Origin of the sequence: Gilliamella sp. ESL0254 (assembly GCF_013344985.1) — a bacterium.
In the GTDB taxonomy this organism is placed as follows: domain Bacteria; phylum Pseudomonadota; class Gammaproteobacteria; order Enterobacterales; family Orbaceae; genus Gilliamella; species Gilliamella bombicola.
On record NZ_JAAEDU010000001.1, the window covers coordinates 1373306 to 1390154 of the forward strand.

The following is a 16849-nucleotide window of genomic DNA, read 5'->3' on the forward strand; positions in this document are numbered from 1 at the left end:
CAAAAAAGATATAACTTATGCAATTTTTTATTATTTTATTCCCTATTTTTTGTATTTTTATTGTGGGCTTCATCGCACAAAAAGCCTTAAATTTTGATGTTGCTAATCTATCAAAAATGTCACTTTATGTACTATCCCCTTTTTTGGCATTTAAAACATTTTATACACATAATTTGACTACCGATTATCTATTTTATATTTGTTATATTTTGGGTCTTTGTTTTTCATTAGTTATTATCATCTCAATTTTGTCTATGATAATGAAATATTCAACCAAAGAGCGCTGCGCCATGATTTTAAGTTCATGTTTTATGAATAATGGTAATTATGGTACACCAGTACTGTTAATTTTTTTTGGCTCAGTAGGGTTTGATCTTGGCGTAATTATGATGGTATTACAACAATTTGTAATGAGCACTGTTGGTATCTATTATGCAGCAAAAGGCAGCGCTCGTAGAGACATTGTCAGTCAAAAGGATGTCATCAATAAAGTTATCCGAATGCCTGTAGCTTATGGCGCTTTTTTAGGTATTCTTTTTCAGTTATGTCATATTCCTTTATCTAAATCAATTATGACATCCATTGGAATGATTGGCGATTCGTCGATCGTTGTGATTATGATTATTTTGGGAATGCAACTTGCCAAAATAAAGATCCAACAACTGGATTATCCCAAGCTTTCACTTTCATTACTGACCCGAATGATCATTTCACCACTAGTCGCATTTTGCATGGTCTATTTTATGCCCATTTTACCAATTTATAAGCAGGTATTAATTGTATTAGCTGCAATGCCAAGTGCAGCCAATACAACACTCATGTCAGTTCAGTTTGATACTCACCCAGAACTGGTATCAAGTGCAACCTTATTAAGCACATTATTAAGTTTAATCACGTTACCTATTGTTCTGTGGCTTGTTGGTGCACCAATACCGTTCTAATTGTAAAAAAACTAAGCGAGCTTGAGATAAATTAAAAACCGTTTTTAAGGTAGCGTACGGCATACTCGCCTAACTCTACTATTCAAAAATTAGGTGATCATATCATGAGTTTTCACCCAACCACTCTTTTTCAAACTGCGCGACAAATTGAACCAAAAAGCGATGCCTCTGCTTAGCCATTTTTTTTGCGGTTTTAGTATTCATCATATCTTTAAGCAAAAAAAGCTTCTCGTAAAAATGATTAATGACGGTATTAGGTTGTTTATAATTCTGTTCTGTCATTGACGTTCTTGGTGGAATTAAAGGATCGTGCATTATATTATGCTTATTTCCTCCATAATAAAAAGTACGCCCAATGCCAATTGCGCCTAGTGCATCTAAACGATCCGCATCCTGCACAATTTGACCTTCAAGCGATAACGTTTTTTTATTTGAAAGATTTTTTCGATATGACATGTTTTCGATAATAGCAAAAATCAACTCAATTTCGTTATTAGTCAAAGCAAGCGATGTTAAATACTGACGTAGTTCAGTAGTAGCTTGGTTGACATCGTCAACTACTTTGTCATCAATAACATCATGTAAATAAGCACTCACAATCACAATAAAGCTATTGGCTTTGGGTTCATGTTGCAAAATCTGCATAGCCAATCTCACCACCCGTTCAATATGCGCCATATCATGACCAGAAAAGTCATTAATAAGTTTTTGTTTCACAAAAAGTTGGATATCCAAAACAATTTTTTGTTGTTGCTGTGTTAATTGTGTATTTGGTAATTTATTCATCCAGTTTTTACTCAAAAAGTTAATTAAGATAAAATGATAAACGTAAAAAATTTAAATAGAATTAATAACAAATAGTTGGCAAATACTTTACTAAACATAGTAAATTAATATTCATTTTGACTAATGATTAACCTTAGCTATTTATATATTATTGCGATAAAATCTTATCACCTTAATGGCATTTATCTATAACGTTTCTCACCACCATTGCATACTAATATTTCGAGTTATATAAATAAACAAACTTCTAACTATCTTTTTAAATATTAAGTAAACTTGATAACGTAAATTAAAAAAATATTTAATGTGAATATTTTTTATGTTTCTATGATTGTTTTAACTAGATTGGGAAGGTAGAATGCGAAAATAAAAATATTATCGAAGCAAGTATTGGAGTTGATTAAGTGAAAATATCAGCGCGTAAAGTTTTGCCTTGGCAGTTCATAGAATACTTCACTCGCTATCGCCAATTTTTAGCTCTACTATTTGGCCTATCTATTTTTTTCATAGCACTTATTGTATGCTGGCACTTACTTAAAGAAATCAATCTTAGTGAGTTAAAACTCGCAATACATAATTTATCTATGCGTACAATTGCATTATCGTGTCTATCTGCGATCGGTAGCTATTTAATGTTAATCTGTTACGAATGGTCAGCCGCACGTTACGCAGGCGTTAATTTAAAACCCTCTACTATTATTGTTGGTGGAATTTGCGCCTCTGCTATTGGTAATGCAATCGGTCTATCGGCATTATCAGGTGGTGCTGTAAGGTGTCGTCTTTACTTTAAACAAGGTTTAACCGCTATAGATGTTGCTAGAATGTCTCTTTTTGTGACATTATCATTAGGTTTTTCATTACCGTTGTTTGCAGCAATCGCAGCCCTCATCCATCCTCATCAAACCATGTTAGCGCTTCATATGACAAAAAACAGCGTATGGTTAACTGCAGGCTCAATATTTAGCATCTATGCCTTGTTGCTCATTTTTTTATGCTATCATCGATTGCCTGAAAGGCCGAATGAAAATACCAGATTATTTAAATTATTTCGTTGGACAATCCGTTTACCTAACATTCAACTGGCAAGTTGTCAGCTTGTTATCACTTTATTTGATGCTGTTTTAGCTGGTGCTATACTTTATTTTTTATTGCCAATACAACCTAATTTCTTCACTTTTATTATGATTTACATTCTCGCATTAGTCGCTGGAGTGTTAAGCCATGTGCCTGGTGGCGTAGGTGTTTTTGAAGCTATTATGCTAGCGTCATTATCATCAGAAATTGGGACCGCATCGTTAACCGTTGCACTTGTTCTCTATCGTATCATTTATATTTTACTCCCCCTAATTCCAGCCAGTATCTTGTTACTTGCCAATGAAGGGAAACACTTTTTAGCTCCTCCACAAGCTAAAGAAGCCAAAACAGGTATTGCTGCATCAGTCATGGCAGCAACAGTTTTTTTTGCTGGCGTTGTTATGATGTTCTCAAGCGTTTTACCTGGTTTTAACCGCAAATTAATCATCTCACTTATTCCTGAAAAAGTGATCAACATTGCGCATTTAAGCGCTAGCTTAATTGGTGTTTTATTCTTATTACTCGCAATGGGATTACGCCGCCGGTTATTTTCGGCTTGGAGTGTTTCGGTCATATTATTACTAATAGGATCTGCACTTTCATTACTACGAGGATTGCATTGGATAGAGGCCAGCGTATTATTATGCGTCGCAATCTTATTAATCCATTTTAGACATGCTTTTTATCGAAAAAGCCGCTTAATCGTCATACCGTTTTCTTTTAATTTTTTTGCAATTTGCTTTTGTACCATAGCCCTTTTTGTTTGGGTAATATTATTCATCTATCAAGACGTACCTTATAGCCACTCATTATGGTGGCAATTTGAGTTAGATAGCAAAGTTCCTCGAGCACTACGCGCAGCTTTGGGAAGCTTTATTTTATTAAGCTGTGTCATGCTATTTTGGATTTTCCGTCCCGCATTACCTATTTTAACCACGCCTAACAATGACCAGCTTAGCAAAGCTTACCAAATTGTTTTAGATTCAAAACAACCAGAAGGTGGGCTTGCGATGAGTGGTGATAAATCATTACTTTTTAATGCCAGCGAAACAGCATTCATCATGTATTCAAGACGAGGGAGAAGCATGGTCGCCCTTTATGACCCAATAGGAGATAACGCCGAAAAAGCCGATTTGATTTGGTCATTCCGTGATTTATGTGACGAACATCACCTACGTCCTGTGTTTTATCAAGTCAAAGCGGCTAATCTGCCTTTCTATATGGATATTGGTTTGCGCACAGTTAAGCTCGGCGAAGAAGCATTAGTTAACTTAAAAATATTTGACTTAACATCAAAAACTTATAAAGATCTTCGTTATACATGGAATCGTGGGCAACGCGATGGACTCTCATTAAAATTCTATCCACCAGGAACTGCTCCACTTGAGCAATTAAAAGCTGTATCGGATGCTTGGCTTAAAAACAAACATTCGAAAGAAAAAAAATTTTCATTAGGATCTTTTTCTAAACAATATTTAGATAATTTTACAATCGCAGCCATCGAATATGAAGGACGCATTATTGCTTTTGTTAATTTGTTAGAAACTAATCAAAACTATTCAGCTAGTATCGATTTAATGCGTGTTGTGCAAGATATTCCCAAATTAACGATGGAATTTTTGATGGTTGGTTTGATTTTACATTATCAAGAAAAAGGATTTAAATACTTCAGCTTAGGTATGGTACCCCTTGCTGGAATGCAAAGGCGTCGGGGAGCTCCTATGATTCAAAGGCTCGGTGCATTAGTTTTTCGTCGTGGTGGGCGTTTTTATAATTTTCAAGGATTACGCCGTTTTAAAGAAAAGTTCGCAACACATTGGGAACCGCGTTATATGGCCGTTCCTGCAGGACTTGATCCTTTAGTTGCAATAATTGACACAACCATGCTCATTTCAGGCGGTATAACAGGGCTAAAAAAGAATAAGAGTTCATAAAATGAAAAAAATAATACGTTATATTTTATTCTTAATTACCGTAATACTCATAACATTACTAGGATTTATTGGTTGGTATTTGATAAAAAACCAAAGTCGTGCATCAGTAAAAACGATAACAATCAGCAATGACCTTTCGATCATATCAGCAAGCCCTAAACAACGAGCTGAAGCTGCTGCTATTATTGTTGCCACCAATAGAAATCATTTTACAGAACAACAGCTATTAGACTTATCTGAAAAAATGGGTGCCAAACTAGTACAGTTTGAATTAAAACCAAAAGAAAAGAGTTGTAGCGAACAACAAAACCGCTTTAATCAAGCCGTCAAGATATTAAATGAATCACAATTTGTCGTTGCAGGAATGCAAGAAGGTGCGGCTTTTGCTTACCGTTGGTTAACAGAGCAAAAAAGTGATGATGCGAAAGCACTATCAATTGAATTTACATTAAATCATAAAGATTGTGACCTCCCTTTGCCAGCACAAGCAAGCCATGGAACATGGCAAGTGATTTGGAATAACCCACCTGAAGAAGAAGTGGCTGTCTTTCCACGTGAACAAAAAAAAATTGCTGTCACAACGTCAATAGGGGAGTATCAAGCCTCGCCAGTTGAACTACTAAGCTTACACCTTGCATCGGTTTTGTTTGGGAAATATGAACAACTACCTGTTATTGAATTACCGGCAACCAATAAAGAAGTTCACCCTAATACAGTAACACTTTATTATTCGGGTGATGGGGGCTGGCGTGATTTAGATAAAGTATCGGCAGAATACATGGCTTCGCACGGTTATTCCGTGGTTGGAGTTGATGCATTAAAACTATTTTGGCAACATCGTTCGGTTGAACGTAGTGCTAAAGATCTGAGCTACTTAATGCAACAATACCGAGAAAAATGGGGAACAACCCGTTTTGTGCTGGCAGGGTATTCATTTGGTGGAGACATCTTACCTTCGCTTTATAATCGTTTATCAATTGCAGATCAAAATAGCATTCAAGCAATTGTTATGATTGCCTTTTCAAAAGATGCCAATTTTGAAATCGAAATCAGTGGCTGGCTTGGCCAATCAGGCAACGAAATGAAAACAGGGCCAGAAGTCAACAAAATTCCAGCAAGCAAACTATTTTGTATTTACGGTGAAGAAGAAAAAGACGAAACAGGATGCTTACAACCAGAAATGAAAGGGGAAGCATTCAAACTACCCGGCGGACACCATTTTGATGAAAATTATGAGCATCTTGGACAAATTATTATGGATGCCATCGACAAAAGAACACAGTAAATTAATTAACGATATCAAAATATAAAAACAGCCTCAGACCCAAGAGACTAATGCGCCTTTTGGGCTTTCGTAGACAAATAAAAAATTAGCTTCTTTTTATACTAACCTTACTTTCTGACAACAGTACACCGCAAAGCGTAAACAATGTACCAATAGCGGCAATCCAAGTAAAAGACTCATTCAAAATAATAACTGCAGCAATAATGGTAAGAATAGGGACTAAATATAAATAAATACTAATCTTGACTGCCCCTACTAATTTAACAGCATAATTCCAAGATGCAAAACAAATTGCCGAAGCACCGACACCTAAAAATAAAATATTGAGTAGATTTACAGGATCGGTAAAACGAGACAAATGCCATTCAAAATCGAAGAAAGACAATACTGGCAACATCAACATCAGACCATAAAAAAAGAATCTTCTTGTTAATAAAATTATATTGTAACCATAATTACTACTCTTTTTTACCAAAATTGAATAACAAGCCCAAAACAAACAAGCTAACATAGTTAGCAGATCACCAAGTGGATTGAGTGAAAGAACAAACTTGCCATTAAAACTAATAAACCCAACGCCAACAACGGCAAATAAGCAACCAATATAAAAACGCTTAGGTGGTGTTTCCGCCTTTAAAAAGAATATCGATAATATCGCAGTAAATATTGGCGCTAAAGTAGTAATAACTCCAACGTTAGACGCTGTTGTATAGGTTAATGCAATATTTTCACACAAAAAATAACAAGTGACACCACACAGCCCAGCACACAAAAACATAAACTCTTTTTTAAAACCCTGCCATGCCAAAAAACGCGGTGCTAAGATCCAAAGGACAACATACCCTAAACTAAATCGAAAAAACAGAATTTCAATCGGCTTAAAATCGATTAATAAAACTTTAGTTGCAATAAAAGTTGTTCCCCAAATAAACACTGTCATAAGTGCAACAAGGTGCCCTTGTATTCTTTTTGTAAATAACATGAAAACTCTCTCAGCTCACATAAATAAAACTATTATTAAAGCGCATTTTATTGCTAGATATTTATTTTTAGAATTAGCAACTCAACATAAAGTGAAAAATATTGAAGGAAGAATTGATAAAATAATGCTATTTAATAACCTAAATAGATACTATATTTCTGTTTAACTAAACGCAAATTATTTTTCACCAAAAACAAGGCAAAAAAAATCCACTCGAATATTCGAGTGGAGGGCAAAAAATGAAAAACATAATCTGTTAATATAGACAATCTAAATAGCAAAAAGTTCAATTTAATTTCACCTATTTTTTAATATTTAATGAAAAAAATCACTAATACAATGATTTTTAATAAATAATTATTTTAATTTTTTTTAAAATTTAAAATAAAGTTATCAATACAATAAAACCTTATCTATTAATTTTAATCAAAGCACAAAATCAGTACACAACCAACATTACTATCTAAACTATTACAAATTTTATTTTTGACTTATACACATGCTTTCTTAAAACTTATTAACATACATAAAATCGGCCAATTTTGATTGAATTACAATTCTAAAAAATAGCGGTATACTTTTACAAAATGATGTAAACAAAATTATATAGGCGAGTATATGAAAAAGAACGTAGTTTTATTCAGTAAAATTCCTGCTGACCAACAAACGAGACTAGAGCAAGCTTTCAATTTAACCGTATTTGATGACAACATAGATTACAATTCAACAAGTTATACTAACGCACTAGCTAATGCCGAAGGTATGATTGGCAACATCTCCACTCGTATTGACGACAACTTTTTAGCCAAAATGCCAAAATTAAAAGCAGCAGCAACCATTTCAGTTGGTTTTGATAACTACGATCTTAATGCCTTAAAAAAACACGGCATCCGATTAATGAATACACCAAAAGTATTAACTGAAAGCACCTCTGATCTAATTTTTACACTAATGATGGCAACCGCACGCCGAACTGTTGAATTATCTAACCTCATTCATAACGGAAAATGGAAAAAAGGGATCACACCAGAATATTATGGAACCGATATTTACGGGAAAACCATCGGTATTTTAGGCATGGGACGAATTGGACAAGCGATTGCCAAACGCGCTCATTGTGGCTTTGATATGAACATTATTTATTACAATCGATCAGCTCGGCATGATATCGAACAAACCTATAATGCTAAACGTCTTGAACTCGACAACGTATTAAAACAAGCCGATTTTATAGTGATCATCCTACCTTTAACCGAAGAAACGACAAAACTAATCACAAAAGAAAAACTCGCCTTAATGAAACCATCAGCCATACTCATTAACGGCGCAAGGGGCAAAATTATTGATCAACAAGCATTATTTGAAGCACTAAAAAATAAAACCATCAAAGCTGCTGGCCTAGACGTATTCGAGATAGAACCGCTCCCGACTAACTCACCATTGCTAGAGCTTGATAACGTATTATTATCGCCTCATGTAGGATCAGCAACGGTAGAAACTCGTTACGCGATGGCAAAATGTGCTGTTGATAATATCATTACGGCATTAAAAGACGAAAAACCAACCGAAAACTGGGTTAATCCCGAAGTCGGCTAACTTGTATTCATACTTGAATTCACCTATAATGGCCCGATATTGTACATAGTTACAAATCACAATTGGGGCTGATTCTGGATTCGACGGGATTTGCGAAACCCAAGGTGCATGCCGAGGTGCGGTAGGCCTCGTAAATAAACCGCAAAAAAATAGTCGCAAACGACGAAAACTACGCACTAGCAGCTTAATAACCTGCATAGAGCCTTCTCTCCCTAGCCTCCGCTCGTAGGACGGGGATCAAGAGGAGTCAAACCCAAACGAGATCGTGTGGAAGCCTTGCTTGGGGCGGAAGCATTAAACTTAATCAAGCTAGTTTATCAGTGGCGTGTTTGTTCGCAGCGGGTAGATGAAATTCAAAAACAAACTACGCATGTAGTACCGAGGATGTAGAGATTTCGGACGCGGGTTCAACTCCCGCCAGCTCCACCACTTAGTCCTTTGCCATCCGCATTAAGTTAAATTTATAAATAAATTTTTACTTAACATACAATTCAGATGTATCTAATTTAACTTCATCATAAATATCAAGTTTTTTCATAATATGCGCTAAAACTTGATTAATAGTACGCATTCCAACTAATAACTCATCCATATAAATATCTGGATGTAATCGCTGTAAATACCCCAAACTTAGTACACAACTCACGTAGAAAATCATGCTGCTTGTTTTAGTGTTTTATACTCAATCGGTGTCATATTATTTAATGCCTCATGCGGTCTTTCGGTATTATAAATCGTTAACCATTCTTCGGTTATTCTCCTTGCTTGCGCTAAATTGTTAAAAAGATATAAATCGAGTACTTCAGTACGATAGGTACGATTAAATCGTTCAATATAGCCATTTTGATAAGGGCTACCGGGCTGGATATAATCAATGGCTATATCAATGGGATTTAGCCCAGTTTATAAAGGTTTTTCCTGTAAATTCTGGCCCATTATCGACCCGTATTTTTAATGGATAGCCATGATATTTGGCCAGTTTATCTAAGTAACGGGTAATTCTCCCTGCCGGTAAGCTTACTGCAATATCAATGCCTAGAGCCTCACGATTAAAGTCATCGATGACATTGAAAGTTCTAAACCGGCGTTGATTGCGACTGTTGTCACTCATAAAATCCATTGATCAACATTCACCTTGTTAATTGGGTGCTGATAGCCTTTCTGGGTTTCGTGGAGGAATGCACTGTTTACGCTTTACCCTGAGATTAAGCTTTAATTCACAATACACCCGATACACCCGTTTATGATTCCATTTATAGCCGAGCTTTTTGATACGATTAAAGCATTTAGGAAAGCCCCAGCGTAAATGCTGGTCTGTAATAGCATTCAACACCGAAACAATCATCGAATCAGCCTGTAACTTAGGTTGATAATAGTAAGCACAACGGCTTAAGCCAACAATGGCACAACTCATAGCAATAGTAACTGAATGATTTTGTTGTAGTTGCTGTGCCCACGTTTTACGTGCCTTTGTGGGCACTAAAGCTTTTTTATGATTTCTTCCTGAAGCTGAGATTTTAAGCTCAGTTCGGCAAACATCTGCTTAAGCTTGCGGTTTTCGGCCTCCAGCTCCTTTAAGCGTTTGATATCCGAAGTTTCCATTCCGCCGTATTTTTCCCGCCATTTATAGAAAGTTGAATTACCCATGCCATATTTACGACAGAGTTCCTTGACAGGAATACCCGCTTCAGCTTCTTTTAAAATAGCGACGATTTGATATTCAGTCATTTTTTTCATAATTAAATCCCCTTTACTTTTATCATGGAGAATTTTCTACTTTTTTGCTGTACTATTTTAGGGGATAGTTACAATCTTTATTAATTTGTTTTGTTGATGAGCTTTATACTTAAGTGAAATTATTTTTTAATATTTCTTGACAAGGAATATGTTTTTTTTATAATCCAGATATAGTTAGATGTCTAACTATTTTTTTGGCAGTTTAGTTAGACATCTAACTATATTAAAAGGAGGTCATAATCGTGAAGTTGGAAAAAAAATATATATCATTAGCTCGTATTATTAAAAAACATAAAGCAGCCAATATATTATCGGTAGAAGCTTGTTTTAGTATACTTTCTACTGGAATGAGAATAGACAAAGAATGTGCTAAACGACTAAGTGATTATCAGTTATCTGAGGGGCGTTTTATGGTGCTCGTACTTCTATTTGAGCATAAGGTGCTATCACCGCAAGAAATTGCTACTCTGAGTGGAGTTACAAAACCAACGATAACCTCTTTCATTCATTCTTTAGTTAAAGAAAAATTGGTCAATAAAACTGAAGACATCACCGATGGAAGAAAAATTGATATTACTCTGACTAAAAAAGGCCAAGATTTGATACACCGAATCTTCAAGGAACATAGTCTTTGGATTGCTAACATTACAAAAAATTTAACAGATTCTGAAATTAAAACGCTCGTTTGTATTTTAAATAAAATGTCTCAGCTTAAAGATGATTAATTATAATTTATGAATTTAGAGATTACTGATATGCTTCAGGAAACAAAGAATCTTAGAATTGTTACGCATCTTAACAAATCATCTTTTATTAAAGATAAGATAACAATAAAATTTGCTTCCACGTATGATGCGTTTTTTGAAGCTATTTGGTTGATAAGTCGAGAATATGTTCTCAAAGGGCTTATTAAAAGTGAACGAAAACTACCTTATTTCTCTCCGTACTTAATAATTATGCCGAATAATCGGCTTTTAATAGTATTACATGTAGATCAGATTATTGATTGTTATTATGAATTGCTGACAATGGGAAGAACCTTCGGTTTTACTCCATATCGACTTCATTCGGTCTTTATGAGTCAGTATTTTATGAGTGATACGATACATGGAAAGTTAACTGAACAGATTAAAAAATCATCTACCCCAACAATATCATATTACCAGGGTGTTACGAATAATGAATCGTATTGACATATTGAATAACGGGCTTGGTGCCACGACTAATCTCAATGAATGCTTACAAATAGATCAAGAGCATTTATTTAGAGTGGTTCTTACCCAAAAGAAACCTCCACTATCGCTACAAGAATTACTTATCCAGATTCAATCTTACGCTAAAGATATCCACTTTAGAGTTTGCAAATGGGTTTGGATGGCCGTTCGAGAAAAATTATCTTCTGATTTAATTGTTTCTATTCAATTACTTTCTACTTGGGTAATAAACCCAAATCCCTACGTTAGGTGGTTTGCCATTCCAGTTGAATGTTTAAGGCCTAGAGGGGGTTGGTCTAAGCATATTAGTGAGTTAAAAACACAACCTGAAATGGCTCTTTCTTTACTTGAACCATTAAAAAACGAACCTGAAAAATATGTCCAAGATTCAGTTGCTAATTGGTTAAATGATGCAAGTAAAACTCGACCAAGTTGGGTATCAGACCTCTATTCACAATGGTTATCAGAAAGTGATTCAGCATTTACACAGCGTATTGTTAAAAAAGCTATACGCACAATAAATAAACCTCTAAAGGAAAATAATCATGAAATTAAATGAAAAACTTGAGCTAATACAAAAAGAAATGGCGCAAACTGTGCCAGTTGATATTTTAAATGCGTTCGGACAATCACTTCATGAACTTATAGAGCTAAATTTAGAAAACCACGCTCTTAAAGTCGGTGATATAGCTCCTGATTTTACGTTGCCAGATGCTGAGGGTCTACCTATTTCGCTCTACGATACATTGCAACATAATCCAGTTATACTTAGCTTTTTTCGTGGTAATTGGTGTCCGTTTTGTATGGCTGAATTAGCACATTACCAAGAAGCTATAAATAACAATCTTATTGATAGTGCAACGGTTATTGCGATTTCTCCTCAAACTATTCATTTTAATCACGATGTAACGGTACGAAATAACCTCGAATTTAGAATACTTTCTGATAAAGGGAACGAAATTGCTGATAAATATGGGCTTGTTTTTACGCTGCAAGAAAATGTTCGTGATATCTATAAAAACATGGGAGCAGATTTAGAATTATTTAATAATGATAAGACGTATAAACTGCCTATCCCTGCAACTTATCTTATTGATAAAAATAAAAAAATTCTATTTTCTTCAGTTTCCACAAATTATATGGAAAGAGCTGATGTATGTGATATTAAACTTTAAAAATCATTTGGATTAATTTATATAGAGTCTAAAGGGCTTATATAAAAAAGAATAAACTAATCATAATTGGTAATGGAATTGCAGGAAATTTAGCAGCACTATTTATTTCACAGAAACTACCTAACTAGCAATAACTATCGTAGGCAAGTCGAATAAACTACGTTCAATTGTGGGAGGAATCTACTGTTGAATTATCCACACTTCAATGTCATCGATGACTTTAATCGTGAGGTGCTAGGCATTGATATTGCGGTCAGTTTGCCGGCTGGCAGGATCACCCGTTATCTGGATAAACTGGCTGAATATCATAATTATCCACTCAAAATACGAGTAGATAATGGACCGGAATTCACTGGAAATACGTTTATTAACTGGGCTAAATCACATGATATAGCCATTGATTATATTGAGCTCGGCAACCCATATCAAAATGGGTATATTGGAACGATTTAATCGTACCTATCGTACTGAAGTACTCGATTTATATCTTTTTAACAACTTAACACAAGCAAGGAGAATAACCGAAGAATGGTTAACGATTTATAATACCGAAAGACCTCATGAAGCACTAAATAATATGACACCGCTCGAATATAAAACATTAAAACAGGCAGCTTAATTTTCTACGTGAGTTGTGTACTAAGTTTGGGGTATTTACAAATGGTAGATTTTAAAAGTTTTATTTTTCTTAACGATTTTATCATTTATATGTTGAATATAATTTTCAACATTAGAAGATATGAAGTCCTGATAACTATATTTACCATGATACATAGAGTTAAAAAGCATTTCTAAACTAAGCTTTTCTTGAGGCATGTCATATTCCTTCAATTCATATTGTAAAACCATTTGATATTAACATAAGTTTTGAAAGAGTAAATAATTGAAAGATAAGTTAAATTGATATAGTAATTTACAATATGCGGTACAAGTTAGTTAATACTAATTTATACCGCATCAGTAAATATATCTGATGGACCGGTAGAGACCAGCTAATCGACTGGAGATACTCCTAGTCACTGGCATGTTTATAGAATAATATATTCTATAATTTTAGTCAAAAGAACAATCAATAACCTAAAAACAAATTGTTGTAGCTAATGCAGTAAACATCCTAAAAAATAATAAATTATTAAGATCATCATTATCATTTTTATTATTATTGATATTTAATCTTAAATAAGATCGAGCCTTTCTATTAAATTTCTAGTTTAGACTATTTACTATAATCTTAGTTAAAACAACATATAGGTACTTTTTTGGATTCGTAATGAATGCCTTTCTTTATTAGTAAAAGAGATTGATTCACAAGCCAAGGTTGCACAGAAAGAAGATCAATCCGAAATCGCCGAAGATATCTGGAGTTAATTGGAAAAAGACTTCTTGCCCTGAATTGAAAATATGGTAACTACTTAGATTAAAGTAGCTCTTGTTGATAACGACACAAATGAAGTAACACGAACCTATAACCACTCAACCTATTTAAAGCAATTCAAAGAATTAATAACTTGATTGGGTGAGAGGGCTTATTAAAAAGACAATTGATTTCAATTAATGATATAATACAAAAACATGGTTTCAATTTTCTCAGCCTATTATTAATCGTTATAAATAGGATTATTTTATTGATGAAGTATGAATTAAAAAGCTGGAATACAAATATCCCTCATGAAGATAAGCGAAAAAAGCTTATTCTTAAAACAATAATATTCATCCTTTTCGGTTTTTTTATGCTTCATGTTCTCTTTTTTATAAAAATTAGCCAAAGAATAATCGTTTCGTTGCCTATACCGGATATTCTAATTTCTCTAGTATTTGCAGTATTCATTGCATTCATATTTTCCTTTCGCCGTAAGTTGCTTATCAATAAACCGATTAGAAAAAGAGTAACACAATATTGTAATCGATTTTATGGTATTACTTGTTTGTGCTTTATTATAATTTTACCTTTATTTGATTATTATGTTTATTTTTTCCCTAAAGAAACAAATACATATTTAACTTATTACGAAATTACTACTCCTGGTCCTCGCATTGGACGATTTAGTAATTGCAATAAAGGAATAAAAATACATGATCAATACACATCAGATATTTTTTTCCTATGTTTTAATGATAAAAAACATTCTGATTATAATATTCAAGCATTAGTTACTGTACAAAGTAATTCTATAGGTTCTTATTTGGTTAATTATAATCTTTCACGACTGAATCAATATTAGGCTTAGTATTTTGTGGTCTTATTAAGATGACCACTATTCCCCCGAAATATCCAAACTAATATTAATTTATTTTGCTTTTTCAGTACTACACACTAATTTATCAAGTGTTCCTTGATGCTGATTTTGGGTGTCAACTGCCCAACAAGTTTTCAGTGATGCATCAATAGGCTTTGTCAATTGTACTTCGTTATTGTAGTTATAATTACAGCTAGCCCAAAAGCTCATTTTATTAGTATCATCACTGCTCTCTAACAACCAAACTGCCTTATATTTTTTCCCATTTATCGTTGCGGGCTTGGGTTTTATTCGTTTTGCTGAATCAGGTGATTTTCCGGAATATACTTCCACTTGATTGAGTCGAATAAGAGAACTGGTGTGAGCGATATCTTCTGGCAAGATTAAACCATTAATTTTATTCTTATCATAGCCTTTTTCAGACACTTCCCAGCCTTCAGGCACAACTTCTAGTTCAGGTTTAGCATATTTTATTTTTACCGATTCGGGACAAACTATTTCTTGATTTGCATTAGCTGAACGGCAAAAACTCCCCCCTATTACGACAATTGCTGCTAGACTTAAAATTTTTCCTTTCATGTTAACTATTCCTTTTTAATTATAAAAAACACAATTTTTATTGTTGAATAATATAACTTCTTTTAATTCATGCTGGGTTTATGTATTGCTGTCATATCGGTGAGCGCTATTGCTCTAAAATTAAGACTACTTTTCTTTGATGATTTGACTTTAATTTGCCAATAATCATGCTTTCATCTCTAAAAGCATATAACGATAGGTGGTTCAGTTAACCTATCCACTCGTATTTATAGAATATGATTGATGACAATCAAGATGCTGAGGCACTAAAGATAAGATAAAGATAAAAAACACCTAAACATAAAATCAATAAAGCAGTCCTGATTATATGACTTTTCATGTTTTGACAGGATGTTAATATTATTTGATGATAGCGTAAAATTTCTATATGGTATTCGTGTAATCTAGGATGCCATTAAAAAATACATTATATATTTTATTGTGTTATAAGTGATAAGTGCACTAATTATTGGCTCTACTCACTCTCACCATAGAGCCAAAAAGTATTAATTAACTATCACTCGTCCATTCAAAGGTTGAACTGGACGGTTGTTATCATGATGTATGATTGAATGGAACTTTTCAATTTGTTCAGCAGATGCACTACTTTCTTGCTCTAACACAATCCATCGAACACCTTCAGAGCAAGGTGGCGTTGTCAAAGATCCACTAAAGCGATAAAAATCTAACCTATTCGGTAATAAAGCCTTAATATCGACAGGCTGATTTAATGCTGCTGTATCCCCTTCTTCTTCTGGCATTTGTTGCCAAGCTTTCGCCAATTCAGGGTTAGCTTTTCCCTTATTAAACATCAGGCCGATAACCGCTAAGTCACCATTTTTGTTTTTATAAACAAAATGAGCCTCCATAGGGAAGTGTTTGCCTTTAATCTTATTTTCGCTTGGTGTATGGAAATGGAATTGTTGTAACGTAAACACTTCGTTGTCAATTTCAAGCGTATTGCCATCATTAACATTAACTTGAATTGTATGACCGTTATTGATGATTTCTTGCTTACTTTGTTTAAATGCTAGTTTAAGCTTGTCATGGTGCGTTTTAAAAACATGCTCAATATTGATAGGTGATTGGTTTTTTCCAGTTTCGCAGGTTGAAAATTCTGGCGAAAGACTTCCCCAATTTTCTGGGCTATTTTCACCTTCGTAGCCCCAATGAGGAGCGGGTTCTGTTGCAGCACAAGATAGACTTGTAACCATTAAGGCCGCAATTATTGCATTAAATTTCATCTTGATTTTACGCTAGAAAGTTGATTAGTGGGAACCAAATTATACGCCACAAAAAATCACCTTAC

Annotated in this window: 16 protein-coding genes, 1 other RNA gene and 1 pseudogene; 11 read left to right on the forward strand and 7 right to left on the reverse strand. The window is 34.2% G+C overall.

Annotated elements, in window-relative coordinates; all coding sequences use genetic code 11:
* Window positions 1-17 precede the first annotated feature (17 nt).
* A complete protein-coding gene (locus tag GYX25_RS06405) occupies window positions 18-941 on the forward strand; it encodes an AEC family transporter (RefSeq protein ID WP_174786983.1) in 924 nt (307 codons plus the stop codon).
* A gap of 102 nt (window positions 942-1043) precedes the next feature.
* On the opposite strand, the gene GYX25_RS06410 is transcribed toward GYX25_RS06405, so the two are convergent.
* Window positions 1044-1727, reverse strand: a complete 684-nt coding sequence (locus GYX25_RS06410; protein WP_174786984.1) for an HD domain-containing protein — start codon at window positions 1725-1727, stop codon at window positions 1044-1046.
* A 404-nt stretch (window positions 1728-2131) separates the two neighbouring features.
* Between GYX25_RS06410 and mprF the strand changes: the two genes are divergently transcribed.
* Both mprF and GYX25_RS06420 read left to right on the forward strand, forming a co-directional pair.
* Window positions 2132-4735, forward strand: a complete 2604-nt coding sequence (gene mprF, locus GYX25_RS06415; protein WP_202983830.1) for a bifunctional lysylphosphatidylglycerol flippase/synthetase MprF — start codon at window positions 2132-2134, stop codon at window positions 4733-4735.
* Window position 4736: 1 nt separating this feature from the next.
* Window positions 4737-6020, forward strand: coding sequence for a virulence factor family protein (locus tag GYX25_RS06420; RefSeq protein ID WP_174786985.1), 1284 nt, complete (start codon window positions 4737-4739; stop codon window positions 6018-6020).
* Window positions 6021-6105: 85 nt separating this feature from the next.
* On the opposite strand, the gene GYX25_RS06425 is transcribed toward GYX25_RS06420, so the two are convergent.
* Window positions 6106-7002 (reverse strand): DMT family transporter, encoded by an 897-nt coding sequence (locus GYX25_RS06425; RefSeq protein ID WP_174786986.1) that lies wholly within the window; start codon window positions 7000-7002, stop codon window positions 6106-6108.
* Window positions 7003-7620: 618 nt separating this feature from the next.
* Between GYX25_RS06425 and GYX25_RS06430 the strand changes: the two genes are divergently transcribed.
* Entirely contained in the window at window positions 7621-8598 is a 978-nt protein-coding gene (locus tag GYX25_RS06430; protein WP_174786987.1) for a 2-hydroxyacid dehydrogenase, read from the forward strand.
* Window positions 8599-8662: 64 nt separating this feature from the next.
* Window positions 8663-9027: a transfer-messenger RNA gene (gene ssrA / locus GYX25_RS06435) on the forward strand.
* Window positions 9028-9073: 46 nt separating this feature from the next.
* On the opposite strand, the gene GYX25_RS06440 is transcribed toward ssrA, so the two are convergent.
* Together GYX25_RS06440 and GYX25_RS06445 are read right to left on the reverse strand one after the other, a co-directional pair.
* Window positions 9074-9244 (reverse strand): hypothetical protein, encoded by a 171-nt coding sequence (locus GYX25_RS06440; protein WP_174786988.1) that lies wholly within the window; start codon window positions 9242-9244, stop codon window positions 9074-9076.
* Window positions 9245-9252: 8 nt separating this feature from the next.
* Window positions 9253-10335: pseudogene (locus GYX25_RS06445) on the reverse strand (IS3 family transposase).
* Window positions 10336-10577: 242 nt separating this feature from the next.
* On the opposite strand from GYX25_RS06445, the gene GYX25_RS06450 reads away from it, so the two are divergent.
* The 5 genes from GYX25_RS06450 (at window position 10578) to GYX25_RS06470 (ending at window position 13343) form a co-directional block, all read left to right on the forward strand.
* On the forward strand, window positions 10578-11060 hold the full coding sequence (locus tag GYX25_RS06450) for a MarR family winged helix-turn-helix transcriptional regulator (RefSeq protein ID WP_065581812.1): 483 nt from the start codon (window positions 10578-10580) through the stop codon (window positions 11058-11060).
* Window positions 11061-11514: 454 nt separating this feature from the next.
* Window positions 11515-12108, forward strand: coding sequence for a DNA alkylation repair protein (locus GYX25_RS06455; RefSeq protein ID WP_091346453.1), 594 nt, complete (start codon window positions 11515-11517; stop codon window positions 12106-12108).
* A complete protein-coding gene (locus tag GYX25_RS06460) occupies window positions 12095-12724 on the forward strand; it encodes a peroxiredoxin-like family protein (RefSeq protein WP_065581809.1) in 630 nt (209 codons plus the stop codon). Before GYX25_RS06455 ends, GYX25_RS06460 begins: the two co-directional genes overlap by 14 nt.
* A 186-nt stretch (window positions 12725-12910) precedes the next feature.
* Entirely contained in the window at window positions 12911-13177 is a 267-nt protein-coding gene (locus GYX25_RS06465) for an IS3 family transposase (protein ID WP_065581808.1), read from the forward strand.
* The gene (locus GYX25_RS06470) at window positions 13164-13343 is read left to right on the forward strand and encodes an integrase core domain-containing protein (RefSeq protein WP_174786989.1); all 180 of its coding nucleotides are present in this window, start codon (window positions 13164-13166) and stop codon (window positions 13341-13343) included. Before GYX25_RS06465 ends, GYX25_RS06470 begins: the two co-directional genes overlap by 14 nt.
* A gap of 35 nt (window positions 13344-13378) precedes the next feature.
* Here the strand turns inward: GYX25_RS06470 and GYX25_RS06475 are convergent, their stop codons facing one another.
* Window positions 13379-13540, reverse strand: a complete 162-nt coding sequence (locus GYX25_RS06475; RefSeq protein ID WP_174786990.1) for a hypothetical protein — start codon at window positions 13538-13540, stop codon at window positions 13379-13381.
* Window positions 13541-14352: 812 nt separating this feature from the next.
* On the opposite strand from GYX25_RS06475, the gene GYX25_RS06480 reads away from it, so the two are divergent.
* Window positions 14353-14946, forward strand: coding sequence for a hypothetical protein (locus GYX25_RS06480; protein ID WP_174786991.1), 594 nt, complete (start codon window positions 14353-14355; stop codon window positions 14944-14946).
* A 66-nt stretch (window positions 14947-15012) separates the two neighbouring features.
* On the opposite strand, the gene GYX25_RS06485 is transcribed toward GYX25_RS06480, so the two are convergent.
* Complete coding sequence (locus GYX25_RS06485; protein WP_174786992.1) at window positions 15013-15540, reverse strand: STY0301 family protein; 528 nt, start codon at window positions 15538-15540, stop codon at window positions 15013-15015.
* A gap of 506 nt (window positions 15541-16046) precedes the next feature.
* Complete coding sequence (locus tag GYX25_RS06490; protein WP_174786993.1) at window positions 16047-16784, reverse strand: carbonic anhydrase; 738 nt, start codon at window positions 16782-16784, stop codon at window positions 16047-16049.
* Window positions 16785-16849 lie beyond the last annotated feature (65 nt).